21 protein-coding genes are annotated in these 24005 nt (G+C 67.8%); 8 read left to right on the plus strand and 13 right to left on the minus strand.

Features of this window, described 5'->3' with window-relative positions; genetic code table 11:
• Positions 1 to 90 precede the first annotated feature (90 nt).
• Together ACFJI2_RS25680 and ACFJI2_RS25685 are read left to right on the plus strand one after the other, a co-directional pair.
• Positions 91 to 993 carry a LysR family transcriptional regulator gene (locus ACFJI2_RS25680; RefSeq protein ID WP_377702454.1) on the plus strand — a complete coding sequence of 301 codons (903 nt, stop codon included), beginning with the start codon at positions 91 to 93 and terminating at the stop codon, positions 991 to 993.
• Between the two features lie 36 nt (positions 994 to 1029).
• A complete protein-coding gene (locus ACFJI2_RS25685) occupies positions 1030 to 2724 on the plus strand; it encodes a M20/M25/M40 family metallo-hydrolase (protein ID WP_377702455.1) in 1695 nt (564 codons plus the stop codon).
• On the opposite strand, the gene ACFJI2_RS25690 is transcribed toward ACFJI2_RS25685, so the two are convergent.
• On the minus strand, positions 2721 to 3986 hold the full coding sequence (locus tag ACFJI2_RS25690; RefSeq protein ID WP_377702456.1) for a thiol reductase thioredoxin: 1266 nt from the start codon (positions 3984 to 3986) through the stop codon (positions 2721 to 2723). The two genes, ACFJI2_RS25685 and ACFJI2_RS25690, sit on opposite strands and share 4 nt — an antisense overlap.
• A 138-nt stretch (positions 3987 to 4124) precedes the next feature.
• Positions 4125 to 4694 (minus strand): GTP cyclohydrolase I FolE, encoded by a 570-nt coding sequence (gene folE / locus ACFJI2_RS25695; protein ID WP_056392666.1) that lies wholly within the window; start codon positions 4692 to 4694, stop codon positions 4125 to 4127.
• A 230-nt stretch (positions 4695 to 4924) separates the two neighbouring features.
• Between folE and ACFJI2_RS25700 the strand changes: the two genes are divergently transcribed.
• The 6 genes from ACFJI2_RS25700 to ACFJI2_RS25725 are packed head-to-tail and all read left to right on the plus strand — an operon-like array spanning position 4925 to position 12974.
• Positions 4925 to 7474 carry a tetratricopeptide repeat protein gene (locus tag ACFJI2_RS25700; RefSeq protein ID WP_377702457.1) on the plus strand — a complete coding sequence of 850 codons (2550 nt, stop codon included), beginning with the start codon at positions 4925 to 4927 and terminating at the stop codon, positions 7472 to 7474.
• Positions 7475 to 7490: 16 nt separating this feature from the next.
• Positions 7491 to 8291 (plus strand): hypothetical protein, encoded by an 801-nt coding sequence (locus ACFJI2_RS25705; protein WP_377702458.1) that lies wholly within the window; start codon positions 7491 to 7493, stop codon positions 8289 to 8291.
• Between the two features lie 10 nt (positions 8292 to 8301).
• Positions 8302 to 9948: a hypothetical protein gene (locus ACFJI2_RS25710; RefSeq protein ID WP_377702459.1), complete on the plus strand. Its 1647-nt coding sequence runs from the start codon at positions 8302 to 8304 to the stop codon at positions 9946 to 9948.
• 23 nt (positions 9949 to 9971) lie between these two features.
• On the plus strand, positions 9972 to 10892 hold the full coding sequence (locus tag ACFJI2_RS25715; RefSeq protein WP_377702460.1) for an NAD-dependent epimerase/dehydratase family protein: 921 nt from the start codon (positions 9972 to 9974) through the stop codon (positions 10890 to 10892).
• On the plus strand, positions 10892 to 12139 hold the full coding sequence (locus tag ACFJI2_RS25720; protein WP_377702461.1) for a class I SAM-dependent methyltransferase: 1248 nt from the start codon (positions 10892 to 10894) through the stop codon (positions 12137 to 12139). The genes ACFJI2_RS25715 and ACFJI2_RS25720 overlap by 1 nt, the downstream gene beginning before the upstream one ends.
• A 22-nt stretch (positions 12140 to 12161) precedes the next feature.
• A complete protein-coding gene (locus ACFJI2_RS25725; RefSeq protein ID WP_377702462.1) occupies positions 12162 to 12974 on the plus strand; it encodes a glycosyltransferase family 2 protein in 813 nt (270 codons plus the stop codon).
• 9 nt (positions 12975 to 12983) lie between these two features.
• Here the strand turns inward: ACFJI2_RS25725 and ACFJI2_RS25730 are convergent, their stop codons facing one another.
• From ACFJI2_RS25730 to pseB, 11 genes are all read right to left on the minus strand, one after another.
• The gene (locus ACFJI2_RS25730) at positions 12984 to 14360 is read right to left on the minus strand and encodes an amidase (RefSeq protein WP_377702463.1); all 1377 of its coding nucleotides are present in this window, start codon (positions 14358 to 14360) and stop codon (positions 12984 to 12986) included.
• Entirely contained in the window at positions 14357 to 15517 is a 1161-nt protein-coding gene (locus ACFJI2_RS25735; RefSeq protein WP_107869419.1) for an N-acetyl sugar amidotransferase, read from the minus strand. Before ACFJI2_RS25735 ends, ACFJI2_RS25730 begins: the two co-directional genes overlap by 4 nt.
• Positions 15514 to 16116, minus strand: coding sequence for a hypothetical protein (locus ACFJI2_RS25740; RefSeq protein WP_377702464.1), 603 nt, complete (start codon positions 16114 to 16116; stop codon positions 15514 to 15516). The genes ACFJI2_RS25735 and ACFJI2_RS25740 overlap by 4 nt, the downstream gene beginning before the upstream one ends.
• Before the next feature lie 412 nt (positions 16117 to 16528).
• A complete protein-coding gene (locus tag ACFJI2_RS25745; RefSeq protein ID WP_377702465.1) occupies positions 16529 to 17062 on the minus strand; it encodes a GNAT family N-acetyltransferase in 534 nt (177 codons plus the stop codon).
• 82 nt (positions 17063 to 17144) lie between these two features.
• Positions 17145 to 18446, minus strand: a complete 1302-nt coding sequence (locus tag ACFJI2_RS25750; RefSeq protein WP_377702466.1) for a DegT/DnrJ/EryC1/StrS family aminotransferase — start codon at positions 18444 to 18446, stop codon at positions 17145 to 17147.
• 32 nt (positions 18447 to 18478) lie between these two features.
• Positions 18479 to 19588: a Gfo/Idh/MocA family protein gene (locus tag ACFJI2_RS25755; protein ID WP_377702467.1), complete on the minus strand. Its 1110-nt coding sequence runs from the start codon at positions 19586 to 19588 to the stop codon at positions 18479 to 18481.
• A complete protein-coding gene (locus ACFJI2_RS25760) occupies positions 19585 to 20256 on the minus strand; it encodes a glycosyltransferase family 2 protein (protein WP_377702468.1) in 672 nt (223 codons plus the stop codon). Before ACFJI2_RS25760 ends, ACFJI2_RS25755 begins: the two co-directional genes overlap by 4 nt.
• Positions 20238 to 21317: an N-acetylneuraminate synthase family protein gene (locus ACFJI2_RS25765; protein WP_377702469.1), complete on the minus strand. Its 1080-nt coding sequence runs from the start codon at positions 21315 to 21317 to the stop codon at positions 20238 to 20240. Before ACFJI2_RS25765 ends, ACFJI2_RS25760 begins: the two co-directional genes overlap by 19 nt.
• Entirely contained in the window at positions 21304 to 22191 is an 888-nt protein-coding gene (locus tag ACFJI2_RS25770; protein WP_377702470.1) for an SDR family oxidoreductase, read from the minus strand. Before ACFJI2_RS25770 ends, ACFJI2_RS25765 begins: the two co-directional genes overlap by 14 nt.
• 5 nt (positions 22192 to 22196) lie before the next feature.
• Positions 22197 to 22901, minus strand: a complete 705-nt coding sequence (pseF, locus tag ACFJI2_RS25775) for a pseudaminic acid cytidylyltransferase (protein ID WP_107869425.1) — start codon at positions 22899 to 22901, stop codon at positions 22197 to 22199.
• A 22-nt stretch (positions 22902 to 22923) separates the two neighbouring features.
• Complete coding sequence (gene pseB / locus ACFJI2_RS25780; protein ID WP_377702471.1) at positions 22924 to 23931, minus strand: UDP-N-acetylglucosamine 4,6-dehydratase (inverting); 1008 nt, start codon at positions 23929 to 23931, stop codon at positions 22924 to 22926.
• Positions 23932 to 24005 lie beyond the last annotated feature (74 nt).

Here is a 24005-nt window from a genome sequence, read left to right on the forward strand (position 1 = left end):
TCCAGTGGGTTGAGGTGCAGCCATTGTGCTATTCTCGTATTCACTAATAAATACCGTATTTCCTACATCTTTATTCGGCAAAAAATAACAATGGACCAGTTCCGCGCCATGCAGATCTTCAAGGCCGTGGCCGACAGCAAAAGCTTCACGCAAGCTGCCGAGCAGCTGGGCCTGCCGCGCCCCACGGTCACCAATGCAGTGCAGGCCATCGAGCAGCAGCTTGGCGTGCGCCTGCTGCAGCGGACCACGCGCAAGGTCAGCCTGACGGTGGAAGGCGCGATCTACCTGGACCGCTGCCGCGCGCTGCTGAACGAGCTGGAAGACATCAACGGCCTGTTCCTGGCTGACGGCCGCAAGCCCGGCGGCACCGTGCGCGTGGACTTGCCGGAACGGGTGGCGCACTGCACCGTGATTCCCGCCCTGCCCGCCTTCCTGGCGCAGTATCCGGACATCGACGTGCGGCTGGCCTCGAACGACCGCCTGGCCGACCTGGTGGGCGAAGGCATCGATTGCGCGGTGCGCGGCGGCGTGCTGCGCGACTCCAGCCTGATCGCCAAGCCGCTGGGGCAGATGGCGCAGCTCAACCTGGCCTCGCCGGCCTACCTGGCCGTCCACGGCAGGCCGCAGACGCCGGCCGACCTGGGCCGCCACTTGGCCGTGAATTATTTTTCCAGCTACACCGGGCGCGACCTGCCGTGGGAATACACCGGCGCCGACGGCCGGCAGCAAACCGTGACGATGCGCAGCCGCGTTTCGGTGAGCAGCTCGGAAGCCTACCTGGGCGCTTGCCGCGCCGGCCTGGGCCTGATCCAGATGCCGCGCGCCGGGCTGGACGAACTGCTGGCGTCCGGCGAACTGGAGGAAGTGCTGCCGGCGTGGCGGCCGGCGCCGATGCCGGTGTCCATCGTCTACTCGCACAACCGGCATTTGTCGCCCCGCGTGCGCGTATTCGTGGACTGGCTGTCGGATGTGATGCAACTGGGCAGGATATGACACAATGCTGGAATTAAGTTTTCCGCAACTGTTCCAATGAAAAAAATGTTCAGCCTGGCCTTCGCGCTGTCGACCGGGGCGGCCACCGCCGCCGTGCCCGCCGCAGCCCCTGCGGCCGAGCATAGGATAGACGCCGCCCACCTGCTGCGCCACATCAAGGCGCTCTCTTCGGACGAGTTCGAAGGCCGCGCACCCGCCACGCGCGGCGAAACGGTCACGCTCGCCTACCTGCAGGACGAGCTGAAAAAGCTGGGCCTGGCCCCCGGCAACCCGGACGGCAGCTACCTGCAAAAAGTGCCGCTGGTGTACGTGCAGCCCACGCCCGCGCTGAGCTACATCGCGGCCGGCAAGCCGGTGCCGCTGAACTTCCCGGCCGACTACGTGGCCTGGAGCCCGCGCACCGAGCGCAAGGTGACGCTGGCCAATTCGGAACTGGTGTTCGTCGGCTACGGCGTGCAGGCGCCGGAGTACAAATGGGACGACTACAAGGGCATGGACTTGCGCGGCAAGACGCTGGTCATGCTGATCAACGACCCGCCGCTGCCGGACCCGAAGCGCCCGTCGCGGCTGGACCCGGCGCAGTTCTCCGGCGCCGTCACCAGCTACTACGGCCGCTGGAGCTACAAGTACGAGACCGCCGCCCGCCTTGGTGCGGCCGGCGCGCTGATCGTGCACGAAACCCGGCAGGCCGGCTATCCCTACGACGTGGTGCGCAACAGCTGGGGACGCGGCAGCTACGGCCTGAAGCACGTCAAGGGCGACGCCCCCGGCGCGCCAAGCGTGGCCGGCTGGCTGCAGCTGGACCGCGCCAGGGAGCTGTTCCGCGCCGCCGGCCAGGACTTCGACGCGCTGAAAAAGGCCGCGCTGTCGCGCGACTTCAAGCCGGTGCCGCTGGGCGCCACCGTCACGGCCAGCGTGGCCAACGCGTGGAACGAGATGCCGTCGCATAACGTGGTGGCGAAAATCGACGGTTCCGATCCCAAGCTCAAGGACGAGGTGGTGATCTACAGCGCGCACTGGGACCACTTCGGCATCGACGAATCGCTGCCCGGGCCGCGCACCCGGCAGATTTTCCACGGCGCGCAGGACAACGCCTCCGGCGTGGCGGCGGTGCTGGAACTGGCGCGCGCCTTCAAGGCGCTGCCGCAGGCGCCCCGGCGCAGCGTGCTGTTCCTGCTCACCACCGGCGAGGAACGCGGCCTGCTGGGCGCGCAATACTACGCGCAGCACCCGCTCTACCCGGCCGCCAGGACCGTGCTCAACATCAACGTGGACGGCCTGAACCTGTGGGGCAGGACGCGCGACCTGGAGCTTACCGGCTACGGCAAATCAACGGCGGACGAACTGGTGGCGGCGGTGGCGAAAGCGCAGGGGCGCGTGGTGCGGCCGGAAGGCAATCCCGAGATGGGCGCCTTCTACCGCAGCGACCAGCTCGAATTCGCGAAGATCGGCGTGCCGACGGTGTACACGCACGGCGGGCGCGACTTCATCGGCAAGCCGCCCGGCTACGCCGCCGCCACGCTGGACGCCTACACGGCGCACGACTACCACAAGGTGACGGACGTGGTGCAGCCGGGCTGGGATCTGGGCGGCGCGGTGCAGGATGTCGAGCTGCTGTTCCAGGTCGGCCTGCGCGCCGCGCAGGACGCGGCCACGCCGCAGTGGAAGCCGGGCGCGGAATTCCGCGCCGCGCGCGAACCGGCTCCCGCCCCCGCTCTCGCCAAGCCTTAGAGGTTGGCGGTGAGCTGACGCTGCAGGGCGCCGGCCTGCGGACCGGGTACGGTCAGCATGGCCAGCTTGCCGGCCAGGCGCTGCAGCTGGGTGCGGTTGCGCTGCTGGTAGGCGTCGCTGGCAGCGCTGATGTCGCGCGCGATTTCTTGCGCCGCCGCTTCGATGCGCGGCTGGTCCTGCGGCGTCATGTCGATCACGCTGACCAGGTAGGTCGCGCCCCATTGCAGGCGGGTGGCGCTGCCCACCGAGGCGCGCCAGGCGCGCTCGTACCAGCCCAGCGTGGCGGGGATGTCGCCGCGGCGGCGCGCGGCGGCCGCCAGGCTGAGCATGAAGTAGTAGGGCGAGTGCGAACCGGCCAGCTCGGCTTGCAGCAGCGTTTCGGCCTCGCCGGCGAAGCCGGCGTCGTTCAGCGCGCTCACGGCCGTGTTGACCAGCGTGTGGCGGGCGTACGGGTCCTGCACTTCGGCCAGCGCGGACGCCACCGTGCTGCGCACCAGCTCGGCCACGCCTGCGCTCGGGCCGCCCAGGCGCACCAGGCGCATTTGCAGGCGCACGGCGCTCAGGCGGTCGTGCACCGGGAGCCAGCTGTCGGCGGCGAACTCGCGCGCGGCCTTGTCCAGCGCCTGCACCAGCTCGGCCTGGCGCGCGCCCGACCACTTGATCAGGTTCACGCCGCTGTTGACCAGGATGTCCATATTGGCGCGCGCCAGGCGCGTGTCGCCGAACACGCGCAGCAGGCGGTCGGCGGCCGCGGCAATGGCGGCGGCGGCCTGGGCGGCGCTGGCCGAGGCGTTGCCGGCCGGCGCATCGCCGACGATGCGGCCGGCGGCGGCCACTTGCGCGTGCAGGTGCAGGCGCGCGCAGGCATCGCCGGCGGGGCAGGCGTCGGCCAGCCTCGCCAGCACGGCGGGCTGCTCGGCGGCCGGCAGCAGCTGGCCTTCGTCGGTGTCCCAGGAATACAGGCTGAGCAAGGCCCATTCGTCTTCCGCCAGCGGACGCGTGTTGCCCAGTGCCGCTTGCAGCGATTCGGCGGCGGTGTGGCCGGCGTTCAGGGCCAGGTCCAGCGCGTCGATGAACAGTTCGCCGTCCAGCTCGCACGGCAAACGGGTGATTTCACGGCCGTCGGCGCCGTACAGCACCAGGGTCGGGTAGCTGCGCAGCTTGTACTGCGCGGCCAGCGCCTGCGCGCCCGGCGCGTCGCCGTCCAGCCAGAACGGCAGCAGGTTGCGCATGCGCTGCGCGAACGCGGGCTGGCTGAACACGTCGGCCTTGACCCGGTTGCACGGCGGGCACCAGCCGGCGCCCCGAGTACAGGAACAGGGGACGGCCCACCGAGGCCGCCAGCCCGAAGGCGGCGCCCAGATCGCCGCTTTGCCATTCGATCGCCGTTGCCATGATGTTCAGGGCTCGCGGGCCAGGGCCAGGAATTCGGTGCGCAGCGCCAGGTTGGGCTGCAGTTCGCCCAGCATGGACGAGGTGATGGTTTCCTCGCCCGGCGTGCGGATGCCGCGGCTTTCCATGCACAGGTGGCGGCAGCGCACTACCACGCCCACCGCTTTCGGCTCGAGCGCGTCCATCAGCGCGTTGGCGATCTGCTGCGTCATGCGCTCCTGCACCTGCAGGCGCTTGGCGAAGCAGTCGACCAGGCGGGTCAGCTTGGACAGGCCGACGATTTTTCCGTTGGGCACGTAGCCGATGGTGGCCTTGCCGAAGAACGGCGCCAGGTGGTGTTCGCAGTGGCTGTAGACCGGGATGCCGCGCACCACGATCAGCTCGTTGTATTGCTCGGCGCCGTCCTCGAACACCTTGAGCAGCTCGACCGGGTCCTGGGCGTAGCCGGAGGTCCAGTGCTTCCACGCCTTGGACACCCGGTGCGGGGTTTCGTGCAGGCCGGGACGGTCCGGGTCTTCGCCCAGGCTCTCCAGCAGGCGGCGCCAGTCGTTTTCCGAAAATGCTGCTTCTTTAGTCATGATGTAGCCATAAAATTTGCGATTGGCGTCAGTATATAGAAATCCCGGCCGGGTAGTTTGCAGCGCCTTCGCCGCCTGTGGCGCGGGCTGTGTCCGATTTGTGGCGCCAAGGGCATACGCCCCTCAAATTTAACCGGAATCAATTTGTTTTAGGCTAAAATAGCCTGCCTGGGAGAGCCGCCAACCCGCGCCATTCCGGGCTGCCTCGGCACCGATAAAGCACGAGACCAATGACTACTATTTCTGAGCCTACCCAGCAAGCCCAACTGCAAGCCTTCACTGTTGCCCTCCACCGCAATGACCTGGCGCTCAGTACCGAACTGGCGCGCAGCCTGGCCGCCCGCGGCGCCCTGCCCATCGCTGAACTGTTCGCCATCACCCAGCAGCTTACGCAGGCCGGCCAGCCGGCCCAGTCCATCGTGCTGTTCCGGCAATGGCTGGAGCACACGCAGTCGCCGGTGGCCTACGCAGTGCTGTTCAACCTGGCCGTCACGCTCAGCAATGAAAAAGACGAGGCTGGCGCGGAAGCAGCCTACCGCCGCGCGCTGGAGCTCAAGCCCACTTTCCTGGAAGGCCACCTGAACCTCGGCACCCTGCTGGAGCGCAAGGGCGAAGTGGTGGAAGCGCTGTCGCTGTGGAACCAGGTGACCGTGCTGGCCAGTCCTGCTGTCGAGGCCGACCGCCCGTTCTACCTGCAGGCCTTGAACAATATGGGCCGCCTGCTGGAAATCAAGAAGCAGTTCCCGGAAGCGGAAGACATGCTGGCGCGCAGCCTGAAGGTCGATCCGCACCAGGGCAAGGTGCTGACGCACTGGATCCACTTGCGCCAGAAGCAGTGCAAATGGCCGGTATATGCCGAGCTCGACGGTGTGAGCCGGCAGGACATGATAGACAACACCTCGGCGCTGGCCATGCTCAGCGCCAGCGGCGACCCGGCCCAGCAGCTGGCCGCCGCGCGCCGCTTCGTGGCCGAGAAGGTGATGCCGCCCACCGCGCCGCTGGCCCCGGCCAACGGTTACGCGCACAAGCGCCTGCGCATCGGCTACCTGTCGTCGGACCTGCAGGCGCACGCGGTGTCCATCCTCACGGCCGAACTGTACGAACTGCACGACCGCAGCAAGGTGGAGGTGTACGCCTTTTCCTGGAGTAACGAGGACGGCACGCCGCTGCGCGCCCGCGTGGTCAAGGCCATGGACCACTACATCCGCATCGGCGCCATGAGCGACGAGGAAGCGGCGCGCTGCATCCGCTCGCACGAGATCGACATCCTGGTGGACTTGCACGGCCTGACGCTGGGCACGCGGCCGGACATCCTGTCGTGGCGCCCGGCGCCGGTGCAGCTGACCTATCTCGGCTTCCCCGGCCCGACCGCGCTGCCCTGCATCGACTACGTGCTGGCCGACGAATTCGTGCTGCCGCCGGAACTGGCGCCCTACTTCACCGAGAAGCCGTTGTACCTGCCGCACACCTTCCAGATCAACGACCGCCAGCGCGCCATCGGCCCGCGCCCGTCGCGCGCCGCCTGCGGCTTGCCGGAAGACGCCTTCGTGTTCTGCTCGTTCAACAACAATTTCAAGATCACCGAGGACGTGTTCGCCAGCTGGATGCGCATCCTGCAGCAGGTGCCGGGCAGCGTGCTGTGGCTGGTAGCCGACCACGAGTCGGTGCGCGGCAACCTGACCGCCAGCGCCGCCGCGCAGGGCGTCGATCCGGCCCGGCTGTATTTCGCCGGCCGCGTCGGCCCGGCCGAGTACCTGGCGCGCTACCAGGTGGCCGACCTGTTCCTCGACACCGCGCCGTTCAACGCCGGCACCACCGCCAGCGACGCGCTGTGGGCCGGACTGCCGCTGCTGACCTGCGCCGGCCGCACCTTCTCGGCGCGCATGGCCGGCAGCCTGCTGCTGGCGGCCGGCCTGCCGGAGCTGGTGACCCATACGCCGCAAGACTATGAGGCCACCGCCGTGGCGCTGGCGCGCGAGCCGGCGCGCCTGGCCGTGCTCAAGCAGCGCCTGGCGGACAACCGCCTGAGCTGCCCCCTGTTCGACAGCCCGCGCTTCGTACGCGATTTGGAAACCTTATTTGAGAGGATAGCGGTGCAGCCCATCGAAGACATGAAACAGACAGCACTGAACAACATCCACAATGTGGACGTGCTGCGCATGATGCGCCCCAACCTGAAACGCGTGGTGGAAGTGGGCTCCAGCAGCGGCGCCCTGGCGCTCGCTTACCGCCAGAGCTCGCCCGACAGCGAGTACGTGGGCATCGAGATCGTCAAGGAATACGCCGACGCCTCGCGCCAGCATTGCACCGAAGTCATCCTGGGCAATGTCGAGCATATCCCGGACGAGCAGTTCAAGGGCCTGGCCAGCGGCGACTGCTGGGTCTTCGCCGACGCGCTGGAGCACCTGTACGATCCGTGGAAGCTGCTCAAGCGCATCCGCCTGAACGCCGAAGGACCGCTGGAGATCATCGCCTGCATCCCGAATATCCAGCACTGGGCCATCCAGAGCTGCATCAACTCGGGCAACTTCCTGTACCAGGATTCCGGCCTGCTGGACCGCACGCATATCCGCTGGTTCACGCGCGTGTCCATCCTGCACATGTTCCAGAGCTGCGGCTACCAGGTCACCGAAATGACCGTGCGCCGCTTCCACCAGCCGGCCGAGGCGACCATCGCCGCCATCCGCCAGATGGCCGAGGCCGGCGGCGCCGATGCCGACCAGGCGGTGGAAGACGCCATGGTGTTCCAGTACGTGGTCAAAGCCGTCGCGCTGGCCTGACTTTTTGAAAGCCGCAATGAGCCCGGTCCATCTCTACCATATCGCCTACTCCCCGGAAACCCTGGCTTCGGTACCACCCGGGTTTTCCGTGCTGGACAATATGAGCGGCCTGCGCAACGACTGGCGCGAATACTGGCCGATGCGCACCTTCCTGCTGCGCGAAACGCTGGACCCGGAGGCCTACTACGGCTTCTTCTCGCCGCGCTTCCAGGAGAAGACCGGCCTGGACGCCGGCAAGGTGACCGCCTTCGTGCACGCCGCCGGAGGCGCCGACGTGGTGGCCTTCAGCCCGCAAGTGGACATGGGCGCCTTCTTCCTCAACATCTTCGAGCAGGAAGAGCTGTTCCAGCCGGGCTTTTCGGCGCTCAGCCAGGAGTTCGTGCAGCGGGTGGGCCTGCAGGCCGACCTGGCCACGCTGGTGATGGATAGCCGCCACATTATTTTCAGCAATTATTTCGTCGCCAAGCCGGCCTTCTGGCGTGCCTGGCTGGACCTCAACGAGCAGCTGTTCGCGCTGTGCGAGCGCGGCCCGGCCGACGACGCGCTGCGCGCCGGCCTGACCGACGCCACCACTTACCCGGGCGCGGTGCAGCGCAAGGTGTTCCTGATGGAGCGCATCGCCTCGCTGCTGCTGGCCATTGACGCGCGCTGGACCTGCAAGGCCTACAACCCCTTCGGCCTGGCCTGGTCGGCCAGCCGCCTGAACCAGTTCCGGCTCGAAGCCATCCTCAGCGACGCGCTGAAGATGGCCATCCGCGAGCAGGGCTACGCGGAGTACTACGAAGCCTTTAGCGCCATGCGCGACAAGCTGCGCTAGGGGAGGAGCCATGGCGTCGATCTTCCTGCTCAACCGCGGCGACTACCTGCAGGCGCGCGCCAGCCTCGGCCCGCAGCTGGCCGCCACCGAATGCCTGACCAATTCGGCCGACGTGTACAACGCGCTGACGGCCGAGGGCATGCCGCGCGTGACTTACGTGGACGCGGTGCCGCACGGCGCGGCCGACCTGGCGCGCTGCCACTTCGAGGCCGACCGCATGGCGCGCGCCTTCGACGCCCAGCTGTCCGAGCTGCGCACGCGCCACCTCGGCTTCGCGCAGGCCTCGCTGGGCTGGGACTACCTGAACGTGTATTTCATCGCGCTGACCTTGCTGCGCTGGTCGCGCTTCGCGCCGCAACTGGCGGCCGCCCTGCCCGAGCGCGCCAGCCTGGCCCATTTCACGCTGGACAACAGCCAGGACTTCTATTTCGATTCCGCGCTGCAGCGCCACTACCTGGCCGCCGCGCTGCGGGCGCGCACCACGGGCGAGCTGCGCGCCTTCCCCGTGCCGCCCAACCGTCCCTTCGTGGCGGAAGCGGCGCAGTTCGAGTTCGACCTGCGCGGCGACGAGGACAGCCACTGCGAAGCCCTGGTGCACCTGCCCACCGTGTACTACGACTATGAGCACCACCGCCAGCGCCTGGCCGGCTTCCACGCCGGCCGCCTGGTGGACCTGAGCAGCGCCTACTTCGACATTCCGATCGCCAGCGACCGCGTGGCGCTCAAGCTGGGCGCGCCGGCGCGCGCGGCCAGCCTGGCGCAGCAGCACTACCTGGACGGCGTGCGCGCCGCCGCCAGCGCGCTGTACCAATGCCTGTGCCCGGATGTGCCGCCCGCCATGGCCGCCGCGCAAGTGGAGCGCCAGGTGGCCAAGTCGCTGTCGCAGCTGCGCGCCTTCGACCAGCTGTGCACCGCGCCCAAGTTCGCCAACATCCGCTATGTCTACCTGAGCGACCACGACGCCGGCCTGTCCGGCCCGGTGGCCACCTGGGCCAGCCTGCGCGGCCTGGCCACGGAAATCCATCCGCACTCGTCGGTGGCGGTAACGCCGTTCCCGGTCATCCCCGGCGCGCGCAAGCACGGCTATGTACGCGAGCCCGACTCCTTCGCCGACCTGGGCAACGAGCGCTCGGTCTGGGCGCACCGCCTGCTCACCTCGGCCACGCCGGAACAGGCCGCGCAAGCGGCCCGCCGCCCGCCGCAGGTGCTGCTGCTGCTCAATGCGCTGACCGATCCGGGCGGCGTGCCGACCTGCTCCTTCCCAGCCATTGCGCGCTTCATGGCCGACGCCATTGCCCTGTGCGCGCGGCACGGCGTGCGCTGCAAGGTGCGCAGCAAAGCCAGCTGGGACTTCAGCATCGTGCTGGCGACCCGGCTGCGCGAGCTGGGCACGCCGGAGGCCACGCTGGCCGACTTGTTCGCCACCGGGCCGCTGGAGCCGTGGGCCGAGAGCACCACGGTCTGCATTGCGCTCGACCAGCCGACCACGGCCCTGATCAAATTCCTCAACGCGGGCGCCTACTGCGTGCAGGCGATAGACCGGCCGTACACGGAAACCGAATTGCACACATTGCCCGACCGCGACGTCTTGCTAAGCGACTACAATGGCGCCATGGCGGCGCTGCGCGAACAGCTGGCGCGCCTGGCGGCGGCCTGAGCCCAACACCACGGAGAAAGTCTTTGGAAAATACCGTTTCTAACAGCGCCGATGCGCAACACGTCCTGCTGATCGGCGGCTGCGGCTATATCGGCAGCTATATGCACGCGCAACTGCGCGCGGCCGGCTTCAAGGTCGCCGTGGTCGACCACCTGACGCGCGGCAACCCGGCCGGCGTGCCGGACGTGCTGGTGGCAGACTACGCCGACCTGGAGCAGGACTACCTGCAGCAGTTCGACGCCGTGGTCTGGTTCGGCGGCCACTCCAGCGTGGGCCAGTCGATCCAGGACCCGAAAGGCGCGCTGGCCAACAACTGCCTGAACCTGTTCAACTTCGCCAAGAAGCTGCGCCCGGAAACCAAGCTGATCTATGCCTCCAGCGGCAGCCTGTATTCGACCAAGGCGGCCAACACGCCGCCGTCGTCGGAAGCGTCGCTGGCGGCCATCCCGTCGCAAAACCCGTACGACATTTCCAAGTTCGCCTTCGACTACATCGCGCAGAACTTCCTGGAGAACTTCTACGCGCTGCGCATGGGCACCCTGTCCGGCTACAGCCCGAACGTGCGCGAAGAACTGGTGTTCAACTCGATGAACCTGGCGGCGGTGCGCAGCGGCCAGGTGCGCCTGATGAACAGCGAATCGAACCGCACCATCCTGTTCCTGTCGGACCTATGGGTGCTGGTCAAGAAGCTGCTGCAGACGCGCCAGCAACCCGGCATCTACAACGCCGGCAGCTATTCGTTCAAGATGGGCGAACTGGCGCATGCCGTCGCCATGAGCTGGAACGCGCAAGTGCTGTACCAGGGCGATTCGGAAACCTATTCCTTCCTGCTCGACACCACCAAGATGAAGGCCATCTGCGGCGCCGAGCTGCCGCAGCTGACCTTGCAGGAGCGCTGCCAACAATTCATTAACGATTACCGTGCAGGAAAAGGAGCTGTCTGATGAGTAGCTACACGATCACCAACTGCCTGTGCTGCGGCGGCGCCAACCTGCGCATGGCGCTCGACCTGGGCATGCAGCCGCCCGCCAACAGCTACACCGAATCGGCCGCCGAGCGCGTCGAGGAATTCCCGCTGGGCCTGAACGTGTGCCAGGACTGCTGGAACTCGCAACTGAGCTATTGCGTGGACCGCCAGCAGATCTTCGACCAGTATGCCTACGTCAGCGGTACCTCCAAGACGCTGACCCAGTTCTTCGCGTGGTTCTCCGGCGCGCTGGCGCGCAGCCTGCCGGCCGGCGGCCGGGTGCTGGAACTGGCCGCCAACGACGGCAGCCTGATCCGCGAAATGCAGCGCGCCGGCCTGGAGTGCGTGGGCGTCGATCCGGCTGCCAACATCACGGCCCAAGCGCAGGCGGCCGGCCTGCCGGTGCTGTGCGGCTACTGGCCGCAGGCGGCGGCCCAGATCGACGGCCAGTTCGACGCCATCGTCTGCATGAACGTGGTGGCCCACGTGGACGACCCGCTGGCCTTCCTGGCCGGCTGCCGCGAGAAGCTGCGCGCCGGCGGCACCGTGCTGGTGCAGCCGTCGCAGGCGCGCATGTTCGAGAACGGCGAGTTCGACACCATGTACCACGAGCACATTTCCTTCTTCAACACGCGCTCCATGGCGCGCCTGGCCGAACGCGCCGGCCTGCGCCTGGTGGACACCTTCCTGGTGAAGGTGCACGGCGACAGCCCGGTCTACATGCTGCAGCACGCCGACGGACCTGGGCTCACGCAGGCTGCCGCCTTCCGCGCGCCTTTCCTGGAAGGCGAGTTCGCCATCAACGAGTCGCTGCCGGAATACGAACAGCGCATCGGCCTGTTCGACTGGAGCACCTACGAGCGCTTCGGCGACACCGCGCGCGCCGTGGTGGACGGCGTGGTCAAGCTGGTGGACGAGCAGCGCGCGGCCGGCAAGGCCATCGTGTTTGTCGGCGCCGCCGCCAAGGCCATGACGCTGGTCAATGCCGCGCGCGTGCAGCCGGACATGTTCCTGGACGAAAACCCGCTGAAGATCGGCCTGCACGCGCCCGGCTCGGGCTGCCGCATCGAAGCGCTGGATGCGTGCGCCAAGCTGGACCGCCCGGCCCTGTTCGTGTTCTCGGCCTGGAACTTCCGCCACGAACTGGCCGCCAAGGTGCGCGCCATCGGCGTGCCGGCAGGCTCGGTGCTGTACTCCTATTTCCCCACGGCGCAATACCTGTAAGCGCCCTTTTACGGATTCCCCCATGCGCACCGTCATCTGCCATTTTTTCAACGAAGAATACCTGCTGCCCTGGTGGCTCAAGCACCATCTGCCGATGTTCGACTATGGCATCCTGATCGACCACGGTTCGACCGACCGTTCGGCCGAGATCTGCCGCGAACTGGCGCCCAACTGGCGCCTCGTGCGCAGCCGCCTGACGCACTTCGACGCCTTCCTGACCGACCTGGAGGTGATGAATTACGAGCAGGAAGTGGTGGGCTGGAAGATCGCGCTGACCGTCACCGAGTTCCTGATGTGCAGCGTGCCACTGGAACACCTGGAAACGCAGCTCAAGGAGATGGGCCGGGTCGGCTGCGCCGCCTCCGGCATGCTGGTGATCGACGACAACCCGGCGCAGATTCCGACCTACGACCTGCCGCTGCCGCTGCAGAAGCACTGGGGCATCGACGACAACGCCATTTCGGACGTGCAGGAACGCATCCGTATCGGCAACATCGGCGGCCAGCCGACGCGCAACCGCTTCTATCACAACAACGCGGTCGGCATGTACACACCGGGCCGGCATGGCTCCTACCTGCCCGATGCCAGCTTCCGCATCCTGAACCTGATGGTCATGGTGTTCCACTACGCGCCGTGGACCGAACGCACCATCGCGCGCAAGATGCAGATCGCCAACAAGCTGAACCCGTCGGACGTGGCGCGCGGCTGGGGCAACCACCACCTGCGCAACGCCGAAACCCTGCAGGGTGACTATGAGCGCAAGCGGGACGTATCCATCGATTTCATGGAACACGCCCACGCGCGCGACGCGCTGCTGTTCAGCTGCAAGTACTGAGCAGGCCCTTTAGCGCGCGAACGCCGGCAGCGGCGTATTCGCGTGCAGCACGCCCTGCGCCTGCAGGTGGCGCGCGAAGGACAGCAGCAGGTAGTCGTTGTAGCGGCGCGCGAAGGCCTGCGCGCCGAACGGCAGGCCCAGCGGGCCGGTGAACAGCGGCAGGTTGATGCTGGGCACGCCGCACAGGGTCCAGATCAGGCTGTTGTCCGGACGGTCGACCGAGTCCAGGCCCTTGAGCGCCTCGCCGCCGGTCGACAGGTCGATCACGATGTCGTACTGCGCCGCCAGCAAATCGTCCAGTTCCCTGGCCAGCGCGTTCTGCTGCTTGAGCGCGCCCTGGTACTGGTCCGGGCTGAGCAGGTTGCCGCGCGTGACGATGTCGTACATCACCGGGCTCACCAGCGTGTGCGCCTCGAACTCTTCCTTGAAGTAATACGCCAGCGCCTTGTCGTAGATGGTGGCGTGGATCTCGTGCGCGCGGTTGAAGCTGTCCGGCAGCACCAGGTGGTCGACGTGCACATTGGCCACGTCAGCCAGGCGCACGGCGAAGTCCTGCAGGGCCTGCTGCGCGTAGGGTTCGGCATCCTGCCAGCGCGGGCCTTGCACCACCGCCACCCGCCACGGGCGCTCGCCGACCGACTGGCGCGCCGGATCGTTGAGGATCTCGTGTGCGATCGGGAAGTCGATGCCGTGCACGCGGATGGTGTCGAAGATCAGCTGCGCGTCGTCCACGTTGCGGGCGAAGATGCCCACCGTGTCCAGCGTGTCGGTGGTCTTGAGCATCGCAGTGCGCGGCACCAGGCCGAACGAGGGCTTGAAGCCGACCACGCCGCAGTAGCTGGAAGGACGGATGATGGAGCCGGCCGTCTGCGTGCCCAGCGCCACCGGCGCCATGTGCGCGGCCACCGCCGCGGCCGAGCCGCTGGACGAGGTGCCGGGGATGTATTCCAGGTGGTGCGGGTTGCAGGTCGGGCCGGGCGCGTGCACAGCAAATTCCGCCGTCACGGTCTTGCCCAGCATGATGGCGCCGGCCATGCGCAGGTAGTGCACGACGCGCGCGTCGTTGCCGGGCGTGAAGTCCTTGAACAGCGGGCTGCCCATCTGGGTCGGCATGTCGGCCGTGTTGAAGATGTCCTTGACCGCCACCGGCAGGCCGCACAGCTTGCCGCCGGTGCCGGCCGCCAGTTGGCGGTCGGCCTCGTCGGCCTGGCGCAGCGCCAGTTCGGGATCGAGGTAGGTCCAGGCGTGGATGTCGGCCTCGCGGCGGGCGATGCTGTCCAGGCAGGCCTGGGTCACTTCGCGCGCGCTCACTTCGCGCGCCTTGAGCAGCGGCAGCAGCTGGCTGGCGGTGTACTCGGCCAGCTGGGTCGGGGTGCGCGCGCTCATGGCTTCACCTGGGAAGCGCGGTAGGCTTGCACGGCGTCGCTGAAGGCGGCGTCGGTCAGGCCGCCGCCGGCCGTCACCTGGGCGCGGTGCTCGCGCATGACGGCGTTGAACTCGTCCTCGCTGAAGCCGGTGATCTGCAGGTACCAGTCGAGCGCGGGCGGGCGCTCGGTGTCGGTCTTCTTGGCCAGCTCGAAGGCTTCCTCGCGCGTCAGCAAGCCGGCGCGCACGTCCTGGCTGGCGTGGTCGGTGCCGCGCCCGAAGCCGCGCTTGAGGAACTTGGTGTAGTCGTGCACGCCGGCCATGCGGCATTCCACGCTCTTGTAGTTCTTGTAGGTGCCTTCCACCTTGTCTTCCTTCCAGCCGTAAGTGTCGCGCACGAATTCCATCTGGCGCTCGTCGTCCCAGAAGATGAAGTCGCCCAAGTGGATGCCCACCACGCCGACTTGCTCGATGGCTTCCACCGACGGCATCTTGAAGGCAGCCATTTCACGCAGGCTGATTTCCTCGTTGACCATCTCTTCCGGGTAGCGCTTTGCCGACACCTTGGTGAAGTAGTCGCGGTCGAAGCGGCGCACCGGATTGCGGTGGGTGGCGCGGCCCGAGGTCTCGGCGATGGATTCGCCCCAGATCATCAGCGGGATGCCGTAGCGCACCGCGGTTTGCATGGGGAAGGCGCCCACGCCGGAGTGGCAATGCCAGCAGGAGTCGCCGATCTTGTACAGCGACTGCTTGGCCAGGCGGTTCACCAGCGAGCGGCTGGGCGAGAACATCACGTGGTCGACATCGAACTGCTCCAGGCAATTCTGCAGGTTGTATTTGCCGGTCTCGGTGAACCAGGTGTGGCTGAAGGTGACGGCCAGCGCGCGCATGCCGTACACCTTGGTCAGCACGTGCAGCTGGAAGGTGGAGTCCTTGCCGCCCGAAATCGGGATGATGCAGTCGTACTCGTTGTTCAGGCTCTTGTAGTGGTCCAGGATCTTGCGCAGTTCCTTTTCCCGCTCGACCCAGTTGATGCGGATCTTCTGCTCGGACGACTGGCAGGCCTGGCAGATGCCCATCTCGTCGAACTGCATGCCTTCGTTGGTCTCCGGCATGCAGCAGCGCGCGCAGTATTTCAGGTCGGGGAACAGCGGCTGGCCGTAGGTATTGATAATCATGATAGGTCCGTAGAGTGAAGCCCGGCGCGCTCGGCGGCGGGCGGTAAAGCGGAAAGCTGAAGGATGCCGGGGTGCGGCAGCACGCAGGGCGGCGCCCACGGCGGCACGCTGCTGACCACGCGGCGGCCCGCCGCCAGCGCCACCACCATGGCGTAGGTCTGGCAGCCGGCCACCACGCCGGCCCAGGCCAGGGCCTGCGCCAGCGTCGGCGCGCCGTCCAGCGCCAGCGTCGCGCCTTCCGGCGGAATGGCGTTCTGGCGCGCCAGCCAGGCGTCGTACTTGCCGGGCGGGTCGGAGGGATGGGGGCGCAGGCGGATTTCCACCTCCGGCCCCAGCTCCAGCCGGTCCAGCCCGGCCATGAAGAAATCGAGGGCGGCGAATTCGCCCGGCTCGGGCAGTTCGCCCCAGGCCTGGCGGATGGGTTCGAGCACGTACAGCAGCCGGGTGGCGGGCGCAGCCTGCCTGGCGCCGGTTGCCGCGGCCTCGCAGGCGCGCACCTCGGCCACCAGGCCGTCCAGGTAGGCATTGGGCTGCTGGTACACAGGCAGGCCGGGAACAGCCGGCGCGCCAGCGCCAGCGCGTGCGGGTCGCTCACCCACAGCTCGTCCGGCAGCACCTGCTCGCCGCCGCGTTCGAAGCGCTCGCGGTAATTGGTCCAGTGGTCCAGCACGGCGATGCTGTGCTTGCCCTGCTGGCGCGCCAGGCGGCGTGCTTCGTGTTCCAGGTCGCTGGCCCAGCCGGTGCCGGTCAGCACGGCTTGGGCGGCGCCCACGGCCTGCTCCAGCGCCAGTTGCGGCGTGTCGCCGCGCGCGCGTCGCCAGGCTTGCAGCGCGGGGCCGGCCATGCTCGGCAGCAAGGCGTGGCCGCTGCTCCCCTGCAGCCAGGCCAGGATGTGGTTGGCGGCGCCGGCGTCGTGCGCCACCACCGCCAGCGGCACGGCGGGCAGCGGCGCGGCGCAGGCGGCAGCAGCGGCAGCGGCGGTGCGCCCGGCGGTGGCGAAATCGGTCTCCATCAGCCGGCGAAGCGCGCGAAGTACAGCACGTCCTGCGGTTCGCCGTCGACCAGTTCCTGTCCCACGCGCACGCCGTCCGGCTGCATGCCGCACGCTTGCATGATGCGCACCATGGCCGCATTGCAGCGCAGCGTGCCGCCGGTGACCTTGCGCACGCCGCTGGCGAGCAGGTCGTCCAGCATGGTGCCCCAGGCGTCGCGGCCCAGGCCCAGGCCCTGCCCTTCGGGGCCGATCAGCAGGCCGATGTCGGCCGTGCCGTGCTGGCGGTTGTGGTAGACGGTCATGGTGCCGACCATGCGTTGTTCGTGATAAATGGCAAGAAAGAAGTTGCCGCTGCCTTCGAAACTGGCCAGGTAGGCCTGGCAGCTGGCGATGTCGTGGTGGCGGAAACGCTGGTTGCTATAACGCATCAGCTGGCGGTCGCCCAGCCAGCCCAGGTAAGCCGGCGTGATGTTCGCCGGGCCGAAGGGGCGCAAGTTGACCTTGTTGCCATGCCACTCGCGCGGCGCCGTGTTGCTGTGCTGATCGTGCATGGAATCGCATTCCCGGTTAAACCACCTCGCTCACACGATAACCAATTCCCGCCCGCAACGCAAGGCGCCGCTCCAGTACGCCTTATTTGCCTTGCAGCGCCTGTGGCTGGGACAGCACTTTGCGGATCGCGGCCACGAAATCGTCGATGTCGGCTTCGCTCAGCGGCTCGCGCATCAGCGGGGTGTAGATCAGTTCTTCGAAGTGCATGCGCTCGACCACCGGGCAGATGCCGCGGCTGTAGTCGTAGTGGACGTCCGGGTTCGCGGTCCACGGGAAGCCCTTGCTGCCGATGGCGATCTTCTGCTGGTACAGCGGCGCCAGGTACAGCGGCTTGACATAGGCTTCCACAAAGCCGGTCTGCTCCCAGATGGTGGGCGTTGGCAGTTCGGCATTGACGGCGCGCACGAAGGCGGCGCGCGAGATGCCGGTGACGGCCGCGTCGTATTTCACCGGGTACAGGTAGTAGGCATGCTCGGCGCCGTCGGCCACCTTGGCCGGCGTCAGGCCGGGGATGCCAGCCAGCCGGGCGCCGAAGTGGGCAGCCAGGCGCTGGCGGGTTTCCAGGTAGTTGTCCAGGCGGTCCAGCTGGGCCAGGCCGATGGCGGCCTGCAGCTCGGTCAGGCGGTAGTTGGAACCGAGCATATTGGTCAGGTCTTCCACGCCCTGCGCCTCGATCAGGTTCTCGCCGTGGTTGCGGATCAGCTGGCAGCGCAGCGCGAGCCGGGCGTCGTTGGTGACCAGCATGCCGCCTTCGCCGGTGTGGATATGCTTGTGATAATTGAGGCTGAAGCCGCCGATGTCGCCGATGGTGCCGACCGGCTTGCCCTTGTAGTGCACGCCGGGCGCCTGTGCGGCGTCCTCGATCACTTTCAGGTTGTGCTTGCGCGCCAGCGCCATGATGGGGTCCATGTCGGCGGCCTGGCCGAAGATGTGCACCACCATGATGGCCTTGGTGCGCGGCGTGATGCGCGCGGCGATGCTCTCGGCGCTCAGGTTGAAGGTGTCCGGGTCGATGTCGGCGAAGATGGGGATGCCGCCGTAGAACAGGATGGCGGTGGCGCTGGCGGACATGGTGTAGGGCGAGACGATGACCTCGTCGCCCGGGCCGATGCCGACCGCGCCCACGGCCGTCATCAGGCCGGTGGTCCAGGAGTTGACGGAAATGGCGTGGCCGAAGCCGTATTTGTCGGCCCATTTGCGCTCGAACTCCTGCACCTTGGGGCCGCCCAGCCACTGCGGGCCGGGGCTGCCGAAGAAGCCAGACAGGTGGCCGCTGTCCATCACTTCCATGACGGCCTGCTTTTCGGCCTCGCCCATGGTGGTGCGCACGGCGTAGGGAGTGGTGCGGGTCGGGGCGCCGCCGTTGATTGCGAGTTCAGTCAAGATCATTCTCCGTCAGGTTGTTCGGTTGCAGGTTAGGCCGGCCCGGCCAGTCCGGTCAGTCCGGCCAGTTCGGCCAGTTCGACCCAGGCGCCGCCGCGTTCGGCGGAGCGGCGCGCGGCGGCCACCGCCAGCGCGGTGTTCAGCGCGGCGCGCGCGTCGCAGCTGGCGCTGCGCTGTGCGCCGCTGGCCAGGCGCAAGGCTTCGGCCACCATATTATCCATCGCTTCCAGGTTGCGCGCAGGCAGCGCCTGCGGCGCGTCCGGGATGGTGTAGCCGGCGTATTGCGGGTCGGCGCGCAAGCCCGTCAGCGCCAGCTGGCGGCCGCCCAGCGACAGCTCGGCCATGCCCAGCGTGCCGGTGACGCGCAGTTCGAAACAGGTGAAGGCGCGCTGGTCGCTGCCCAGCATGGTGAGCTGGAAGATGCGGCCGGCTGCGTCGCCATCGGCGCCGCCGTATTCGATCTGCACGTCCAGCGCGGTGTCGGCGCCGCTGCTCCAGTCGGCCTCGCCCTGCTCCAGCGGCGAGCCAAGCGCGCGCGCGCGCAGCGGCACGGCGCCGGTCAGGCTGGCCACCAGGTCTATCATGTGCGAGCCGTTGTTGCTCAGGCCCTTGCCATAGATGCCCACCAGGCGCTGCACGCGGCCCAGCTCGCCGCGCGCGATGCGGGCGCGCAGGTCGGCCATGGCGGGGTCCCAGCGGCGCGAGAAATTGACCAGCGTGCGCGCGCCGGCCGCTTCCACCGCCGCCACCAGGCGCTGGCTTTCGGCCAGCGTGGTGGCCAGGGGTTTTTCGATCACCAGTACGCGCACGCCGGCGGCCAGCGCCGGTTCGATGACGGACCAGCGCGCACTGCTGGCGGCGGCCACCACGGCGATGTCGATGGCGTGCCCGGCGAACAGGCGGCGCGGGTCGTCGTAGGCGTGCGGCGCGCCCCAGCGCTGCGCCGCTTGCTGCGCGCGCGCCAGGTCGTGGTCGCAGCAGGCCAGCAGCTGGGCGCCGGGGTTCTTCGTGAAGCCGGCCGCGTGGGTCAGCGAATAGGCGGCGGCGGGGCCGTCGGCGTCCCACTGGGCGCCGATCAGGCCGCAGCCGATGATGGCGACGCGGGCCGGCGCGGCGGCCGGAGCAGCGGCTGAGGCAGTCATGATGGCCGTCTGAGCTGGCCGCGGCTGTGCATGGCCACCAGGATGGCCATGGCGCGCAGGATCTTGTAGTTGGCGGCGAAGCGGCGCCCGAAGCGCGGCGCGTCGGCGCGGTCGCGCGTAATGATGTCCATCTCGATGTAGCGGCAGCGGTTGGCCATGGAGCGCACCGCCAGCTCGCTGCCGATCGACCTGAAGCTGTCGAAATGGCCGGCGTCGCGGTACAGCTCGATGGCATAGCCCTTCATGCCGCACAGCGGGTCGGCCACCTTCCACAGGCGGCGCGCCACGGCGGCGAAAATGGTTTCGCCGACGCGCTGCAGGCGGTCGCGCACGCCCAGCACCAGCTGGTAGCCCTGCGCGAGATGGTCGATCATTTCGCGCAGCTGGGCCGGGTTGTGCTGGCCGTCCGCGTCGATGGTGATGACGTGGGTGTAGCCCAGCTCGGCCGCGCGCGCGAAGCCGGAATTCAGTGCGCCGTCATAACCCTGGTTGACGCCGTGGCTGACCACCTCGGCGCCCGCGGCGCGCGCCACCTGCGCGGTGGCGTCGCTGGAACCGTCGTCCACCACGATGGGGTGGCCGTAGTCGCGCACGCGCTCGAGCACCGCCCCTATCGTGGCCGCCTCATTCAGGGCGGGGACGACGATGGCTACGCGAGGTCGTTCCATCGCAGGTAATCTCCAGCCTTGACGGCGCGGGTCAGTGCCTTGCCCGGCACGGCGGCCAGGTGCAGCGGGGAAATGGCGTCGGCCGGGCAAGGACGCAGCACGTCCAGGTCGTCACGGCTGAGCACACTGCCGGCGGGCAGGTCGCGCGCCAGGCGGATGGCGCGGCGCTGCAGCACGGCCGTTTCGCGCTCGTTGAATTCCACTTTCTTGATGCCGTTGCCCAGCGCCAGGTCCAGCTCGCGGGTGGCGTCCACCATGTCGCGCCAGGCTTTCGGGCTCATCGAGAAGCCGTGGTCCGGGCCTTCGCGGCCGGTGTCGTCGGTGAAGTGCTTTTCGATCATGCGCGCGCCCAGCGCCACGGCGCCCAGCACGGTGGCGTGGCCCAGCGTGTGGTCGCTCAGGCCCAGCACCATGTCCGGATACATGGCGCGGTAGCTCTTCAGTACGTTGAGCTGGATGTATTTGAAGTTTTCCAGCTGCGCGGTGTAGTTGGTATTGCACTGCATGAGCGCCAGCTGCGGGTTGATGGCCAGCGCGGCCTGCACGGCGCGGTCCACGTCGTCCATGCTGGAGGCGCCGGTGGCGATGATGTAGGGCTTCTGCTTGCTGGCGATGTGCTCGATGATCTCCAGCCAGGTGATGTCGCCCGAGCCGATCTTGAAGGCCGGCACGTAGGGGTCGATATGGTCGACCAGCGCCTTGTCGTAGGGGCTGGTGAAGAAGCAGATGCCGGCCTTGTCGCAGGTTTCCTTCAGCGTGGTGGTCCACAGCTGCGGCACGCTGGCGTCGGCGTACACTTCGACCACGCTTTTCTTCCACTTGGCCTGGTGCGACTGCTGGCCGCCCAGCGCCTTGAAGCCGGCGTCGCTGACGATGGTGTTGGCCTTGAAGTGCTGGAACTTGGCGGCGTCGGCGCCGGCCTCGGCCGCCATGTAGATCAGGTCCTTGGCGCGCTCCAGGTCGCCGTCGTGGTTGGCGGCGATGTCGGCAATGAAATAGGTCGGATGGCCATCGCCGATGGCCTTGCCGTCGATGTGCAGTGTGCGGTCAGGCTGGTTCAAGGTAGTCGCTCCGGAGTGACTGGATTTGCTCGGCCAGGGTAGGCAGGCGCAAGCCCATGGTGTGTTCGAAAAGGCTGCAGTCGGTACGCATGTCGGTCGGCCGGCGGGCGCGCAGCGCGGGCGCAGCGGAGGCCAGGCCGCGCTGCAGCGCGCCGGTGGGCAGGTCCAATGCCGCCGCCAGCTGGTAGGCGAAATCGGCCTTGCTCATGCCGTCGCGCGCGCCCAGGTTGTAGACGCCGCGCGGGCGCGCCTGCACCACTTGCGCCAGCAGGCTGCACAGGGTGTCGATGGCCAGCGGCGAGAACAGCACATCGTCGAACACCGTCATGGCGCGGCCTTCGCGCATGCCCTGCACCAGCCAGTCGCTGAAGCTGACGCGGCCTGCGCGGCGGCTGCGGCCGAAGAAATTGGTGCGCAGCACGGTGCTGGAGACGCCGGCGGCGGCGTGTTCGGCGGCCAGCTTGGAAAAAGCGTAGGTGTTGGCCACGCGCACGTCGCCCTCGGCGTGCGGGCCGGTGCCGTCGTACACCATGTCGGTGGAGATCTGGACCAGGTGGCAGGCGGGCGCCTGCTCACCGGCCTGCTCGCGCATCCAGCGCGCCAGGTGCGCCACGGGCAGGGTGTTGAGGCGGTAGGCTTGCTGCGGATCGGCCTCGCACAGGTCGACGTTGGTGAGCGCGGCCAGGTTGACGATGCAGTCCGGCCGGGTGCGCTCGAGCAGCGCGGCGGTCTGCGTCCAGTCGCCCAGGTCGGCCTGCTGCTCGGCGGCGTGGCTGTGGCCGTGGCTGTGCACCGCGTGGCCGGCTGCGCGCAGCGCCGGCACCAGCGAGCTGCCAAGCAGGCCGGTGGCGCCGGTGACGAGGATGCTGGCCATGGAACTCAGGCGATGTCGCCGTTTTGGCGCAGCGCCGCGTACATCAGCTCGGCGCGCGTCCAGTCTTCCGGCGTGTCGATGTCCTGCACCATGTGGCGCGGCAGCAGGTAGGCCATGGAGTCGGTCGAGAAGAAGATCTTGTTGTCCAGGTAGCTTTGCGCCGACCCCCAGTAGAACTGGCCGGCGTCCTGGTAGGCGTGCTCCAGGTCCTGCGAACGGGTGTTGTAGTGCTCGGGCCAGAACATTTCCACCAGGCCTTCCGCGTTCAGCTTGAACGAGCGCTGGATGGGGAAGGGGAAGGAGGTGGCGCTGAACACGTAGCCGCCCACCTGGCGCTGCTCGAACAGGTCGTGCGCCTCGCGCAGCGCGGACGCTTGCAGGAAGGGGGCGGTGGCGTAGATGCAGCACACCTGCTCCACCGGCCCCATGTGCTGCTGCACCCACTGCACGGCCTGGCGTATCACCGGCACCGTGGTGGCATGGTCGTTGGCCAGCTCGGCCGGGCGCACGAAGGGCGTTTCGGCGCCGTGCGCGCGCGCGATGGCGGCGATTTCGTCGTCGTCGGTGCTGACAATGACGTGGTCGAACAGGCCGCTCTCGCGGGCCGCCTTGATCGAGTAGGCGATCAGCGGCTGGCCGGCGAAGGCGCGGATGTTCTTGCGTGGAATGCGCTTGCTGCCGCCGCGCGCAGGGATGATGGCGATACGCATGCCGGGCTCCTGGTGTAGTGGATCAGTAGCCGGTGCGCTCGCTGAGCGCCACCAGCGCGCGCAAGCCCTCGACATCCAGCACGTCCGGGTTGGTGCCGGAGTTGTACTCGAAGCCGTCCGGCACCGGGGTACCGGTCTCGCCCAGGTTGTTCAGGCGGTAGTTGGCGCGGTTGTTGAACACGATGGACGGCTGGATCACGAAGTGGTCGTGGAATTCCAGCGTCAGGTGCGAGTCGTCGAACGGGCACATGATCTCGTGCAGCTTCTCGCCGGGACGGATGCCGACGATTTTCTGCGGCAGGTTGGGCGCCATGCACTGGGCCAGCGTGGTGACCGTGGCCGACGGGATTTTCGGGATGAAGATCTCGCCGCCGTGCATGCGCTCGAAGTTCTTGATCACGAAGTCCACGCCCTGCTGCAGCGTGATCCAGAAGCGCGTCATGCGCGCGTCGGTGATCGGCAGTTCGGTCGCGCCGTTGTCGAGCAGGTTCTTGAAGAAGGGGATCACCGAGCCGCGCGAGTTGATCACATTGCCATAACGCACAACGGAGAAGCGCGTGTTGCGGCTGCCCACCATGTTGTTGGCGGCCACGAACAGCTTGTCGGAGGCCAGCTTGGTGGCGCCGTACAGGTTGATCGGGTTGGCCGCCTTGTCGGTCGACAGCGCGATGACGTGCTCGACGCCGGCCGCAATGGAGGCGTGGATGACGTTCTCGGCGCCGTAGATATTGGTCTTGATGCACTCCATCGGGTTGTACTCGGCCACCGGCACGTGCTTGAGCGCGGCCGCGTGGATCACCACGTCGACGCCGTCCATGGCTTGCAGCAGACGCGGCTGGTCGCGCACGTCGCCGATGAAGTAGCGCATCTGCGGCGCATTGTAGGTCTGCGCCATCTCATACTGCTTGAGCTCGTCGCGCGAATAAATGATGACCTTTTTCGGCTGGTAGCGCGCCAGGATGGTCTTGACGAATTGCTTGCCGAACGAGCCGGTGCCGCCGGTGATGAGGATGGTTTTATTGTTCAGCATGTCGTGTTCCATAGAGGGTGGAGCGGGCCGGGCGCGGCTCCGTTATTATGCACAGTATGCCGCGCATCAACAAC

The sequence above is a fragment of the Pseudoduganella sp. UC29_71 genome (assembly GCF_042693265.1).
Lineage (GTDB): Bacteria > Pseudomonadota > Gammaproteobacteria > Burkholderiales > Burkholderiaceae_D > Rugamonas.

What these genes read in the sequence shown, in the direction of transcription:
- pseF (WP_107869425.1), bottom strand. Translation starts at nt 22,901, where the DNA reads ATGCGTATCGCCATCATCCCTGCGCGCGGCGGCAGCAAGCGCATTCCA.
- ACFJI2_RS25725 (WP_377702462.1), top strand. Translation starts at nt 12,162, where the DNA reads ATGCGCACCGTCATCTGCCATTTTTTCAACGAAGAATACCTGCTGCCC.
- ACFJI2_RS25685 (WP_377702455.1), top strand. Translation starts at nt 1,030, where the DNA reads ATGAAAAAAATGTTCAGCCTGGCCTTCGCGCTGTCGACCGGGGCGGCC.
- ACFJI2_RS25710 (WP_377702459.1), top strand. Translation starts at nt 8,302, where the DNA reads ATGGCGTCGATCTTCCTGCTCAACCGCGGCGACTACCTGCAGGCGCGC.
- ACFJI2_RS25745 (WP_377702465.1), bottom strand. Translation starts at nt 17,062, where the DNA reads ATGCACGATCAGCACAGCAACACGGCGCCGCGCGAGTGGCATGGCAAC.
- ACFJI2_RS25680 (WP_377702454.1), top strand. Translation starts at nt 91, where the DNA reads ATGGACCAGTTCCGCGCCATGCAGATCTTCAAGGCCGTGGCCGACAGC.
- ACFJI2_RS25730 (WP_377702463.1), bottom strand. Translation starts at nt 14,360, where the DNA reads ATGAGCGCGCGCACCCCGACCCAGCTGGCCGAGTACACCGCCAGCCAG.
- folE (WP_056392666.1), bottom strand. Translation starts at nt 4,694, where the DNA reads ATGACTAAAGAAGCAGCATTTTCGGAAAACGACTGGCGCCGCCTGCTG.
- ACFJI2_RS25770 (WP_377702470.1), bottom strand. Translation starts at nt 22,191, where the DNA reads ATGGCCAGCATCCTCGTCACCGGCGCCACCGGCCTGCTTGGCAGCTCG.
- ACFJI2_RS25735 (WP_107869419.1), bottom strand. Translation starts at nt 15,517, where the DNA reads ATGATTATCAATACCTACGGCCAGCCGCTGTTCCCCGACCTGAAATAC.
- ACFJI2_RS25760 (WP_377702468.1), bottom strand. Translation starts at nt 20,256, where the DNA reads ATGGAACGACCTCGCGTAGCCATCGTCGTCCCCGCCCTGAATGAGGCG.
- ACFJI2_RS25755 (WP_377702467.1), bottom strand. Translation starts at nt 19,588, where the DNA reads ATGACTGCCTCAGCCGCTGCTCCGGCCGCCGCGCCGGCCCGCGTCGCC.
- ACFJI2_RS25700 (WP_377702457.1), top strand. Translation starts at nt 4,925, where the DNA reads ATGACTACTATTTCTGAGCCTACCCAGCAAGCCCAACTGCAAGCCTTC.
- ACFJI2_RS25705 (WP_377702458.1), top strand. Translation starts at nt 7,491, where the DNA reads ATGAGCCCGGTCCATCTCTACCATATCGCCTACTCCCCGGAAACCCTG.
- pseB (WP_377702471.1), bottom strand. Translation starts at nt 23,931, where the DNA reads ATGCTGAACAATAAAACCATCCTCATCACCGGCGGCACCGGCTCGTTC.
- ACFJI2_RS25720 (WP_377702461.1), top strand. Translation starts at nt 10,892, where the DNA reads ATGAGTAGCTACACGATCACCAACTGCCTGTGCTGCGGCGGCGCCAAC.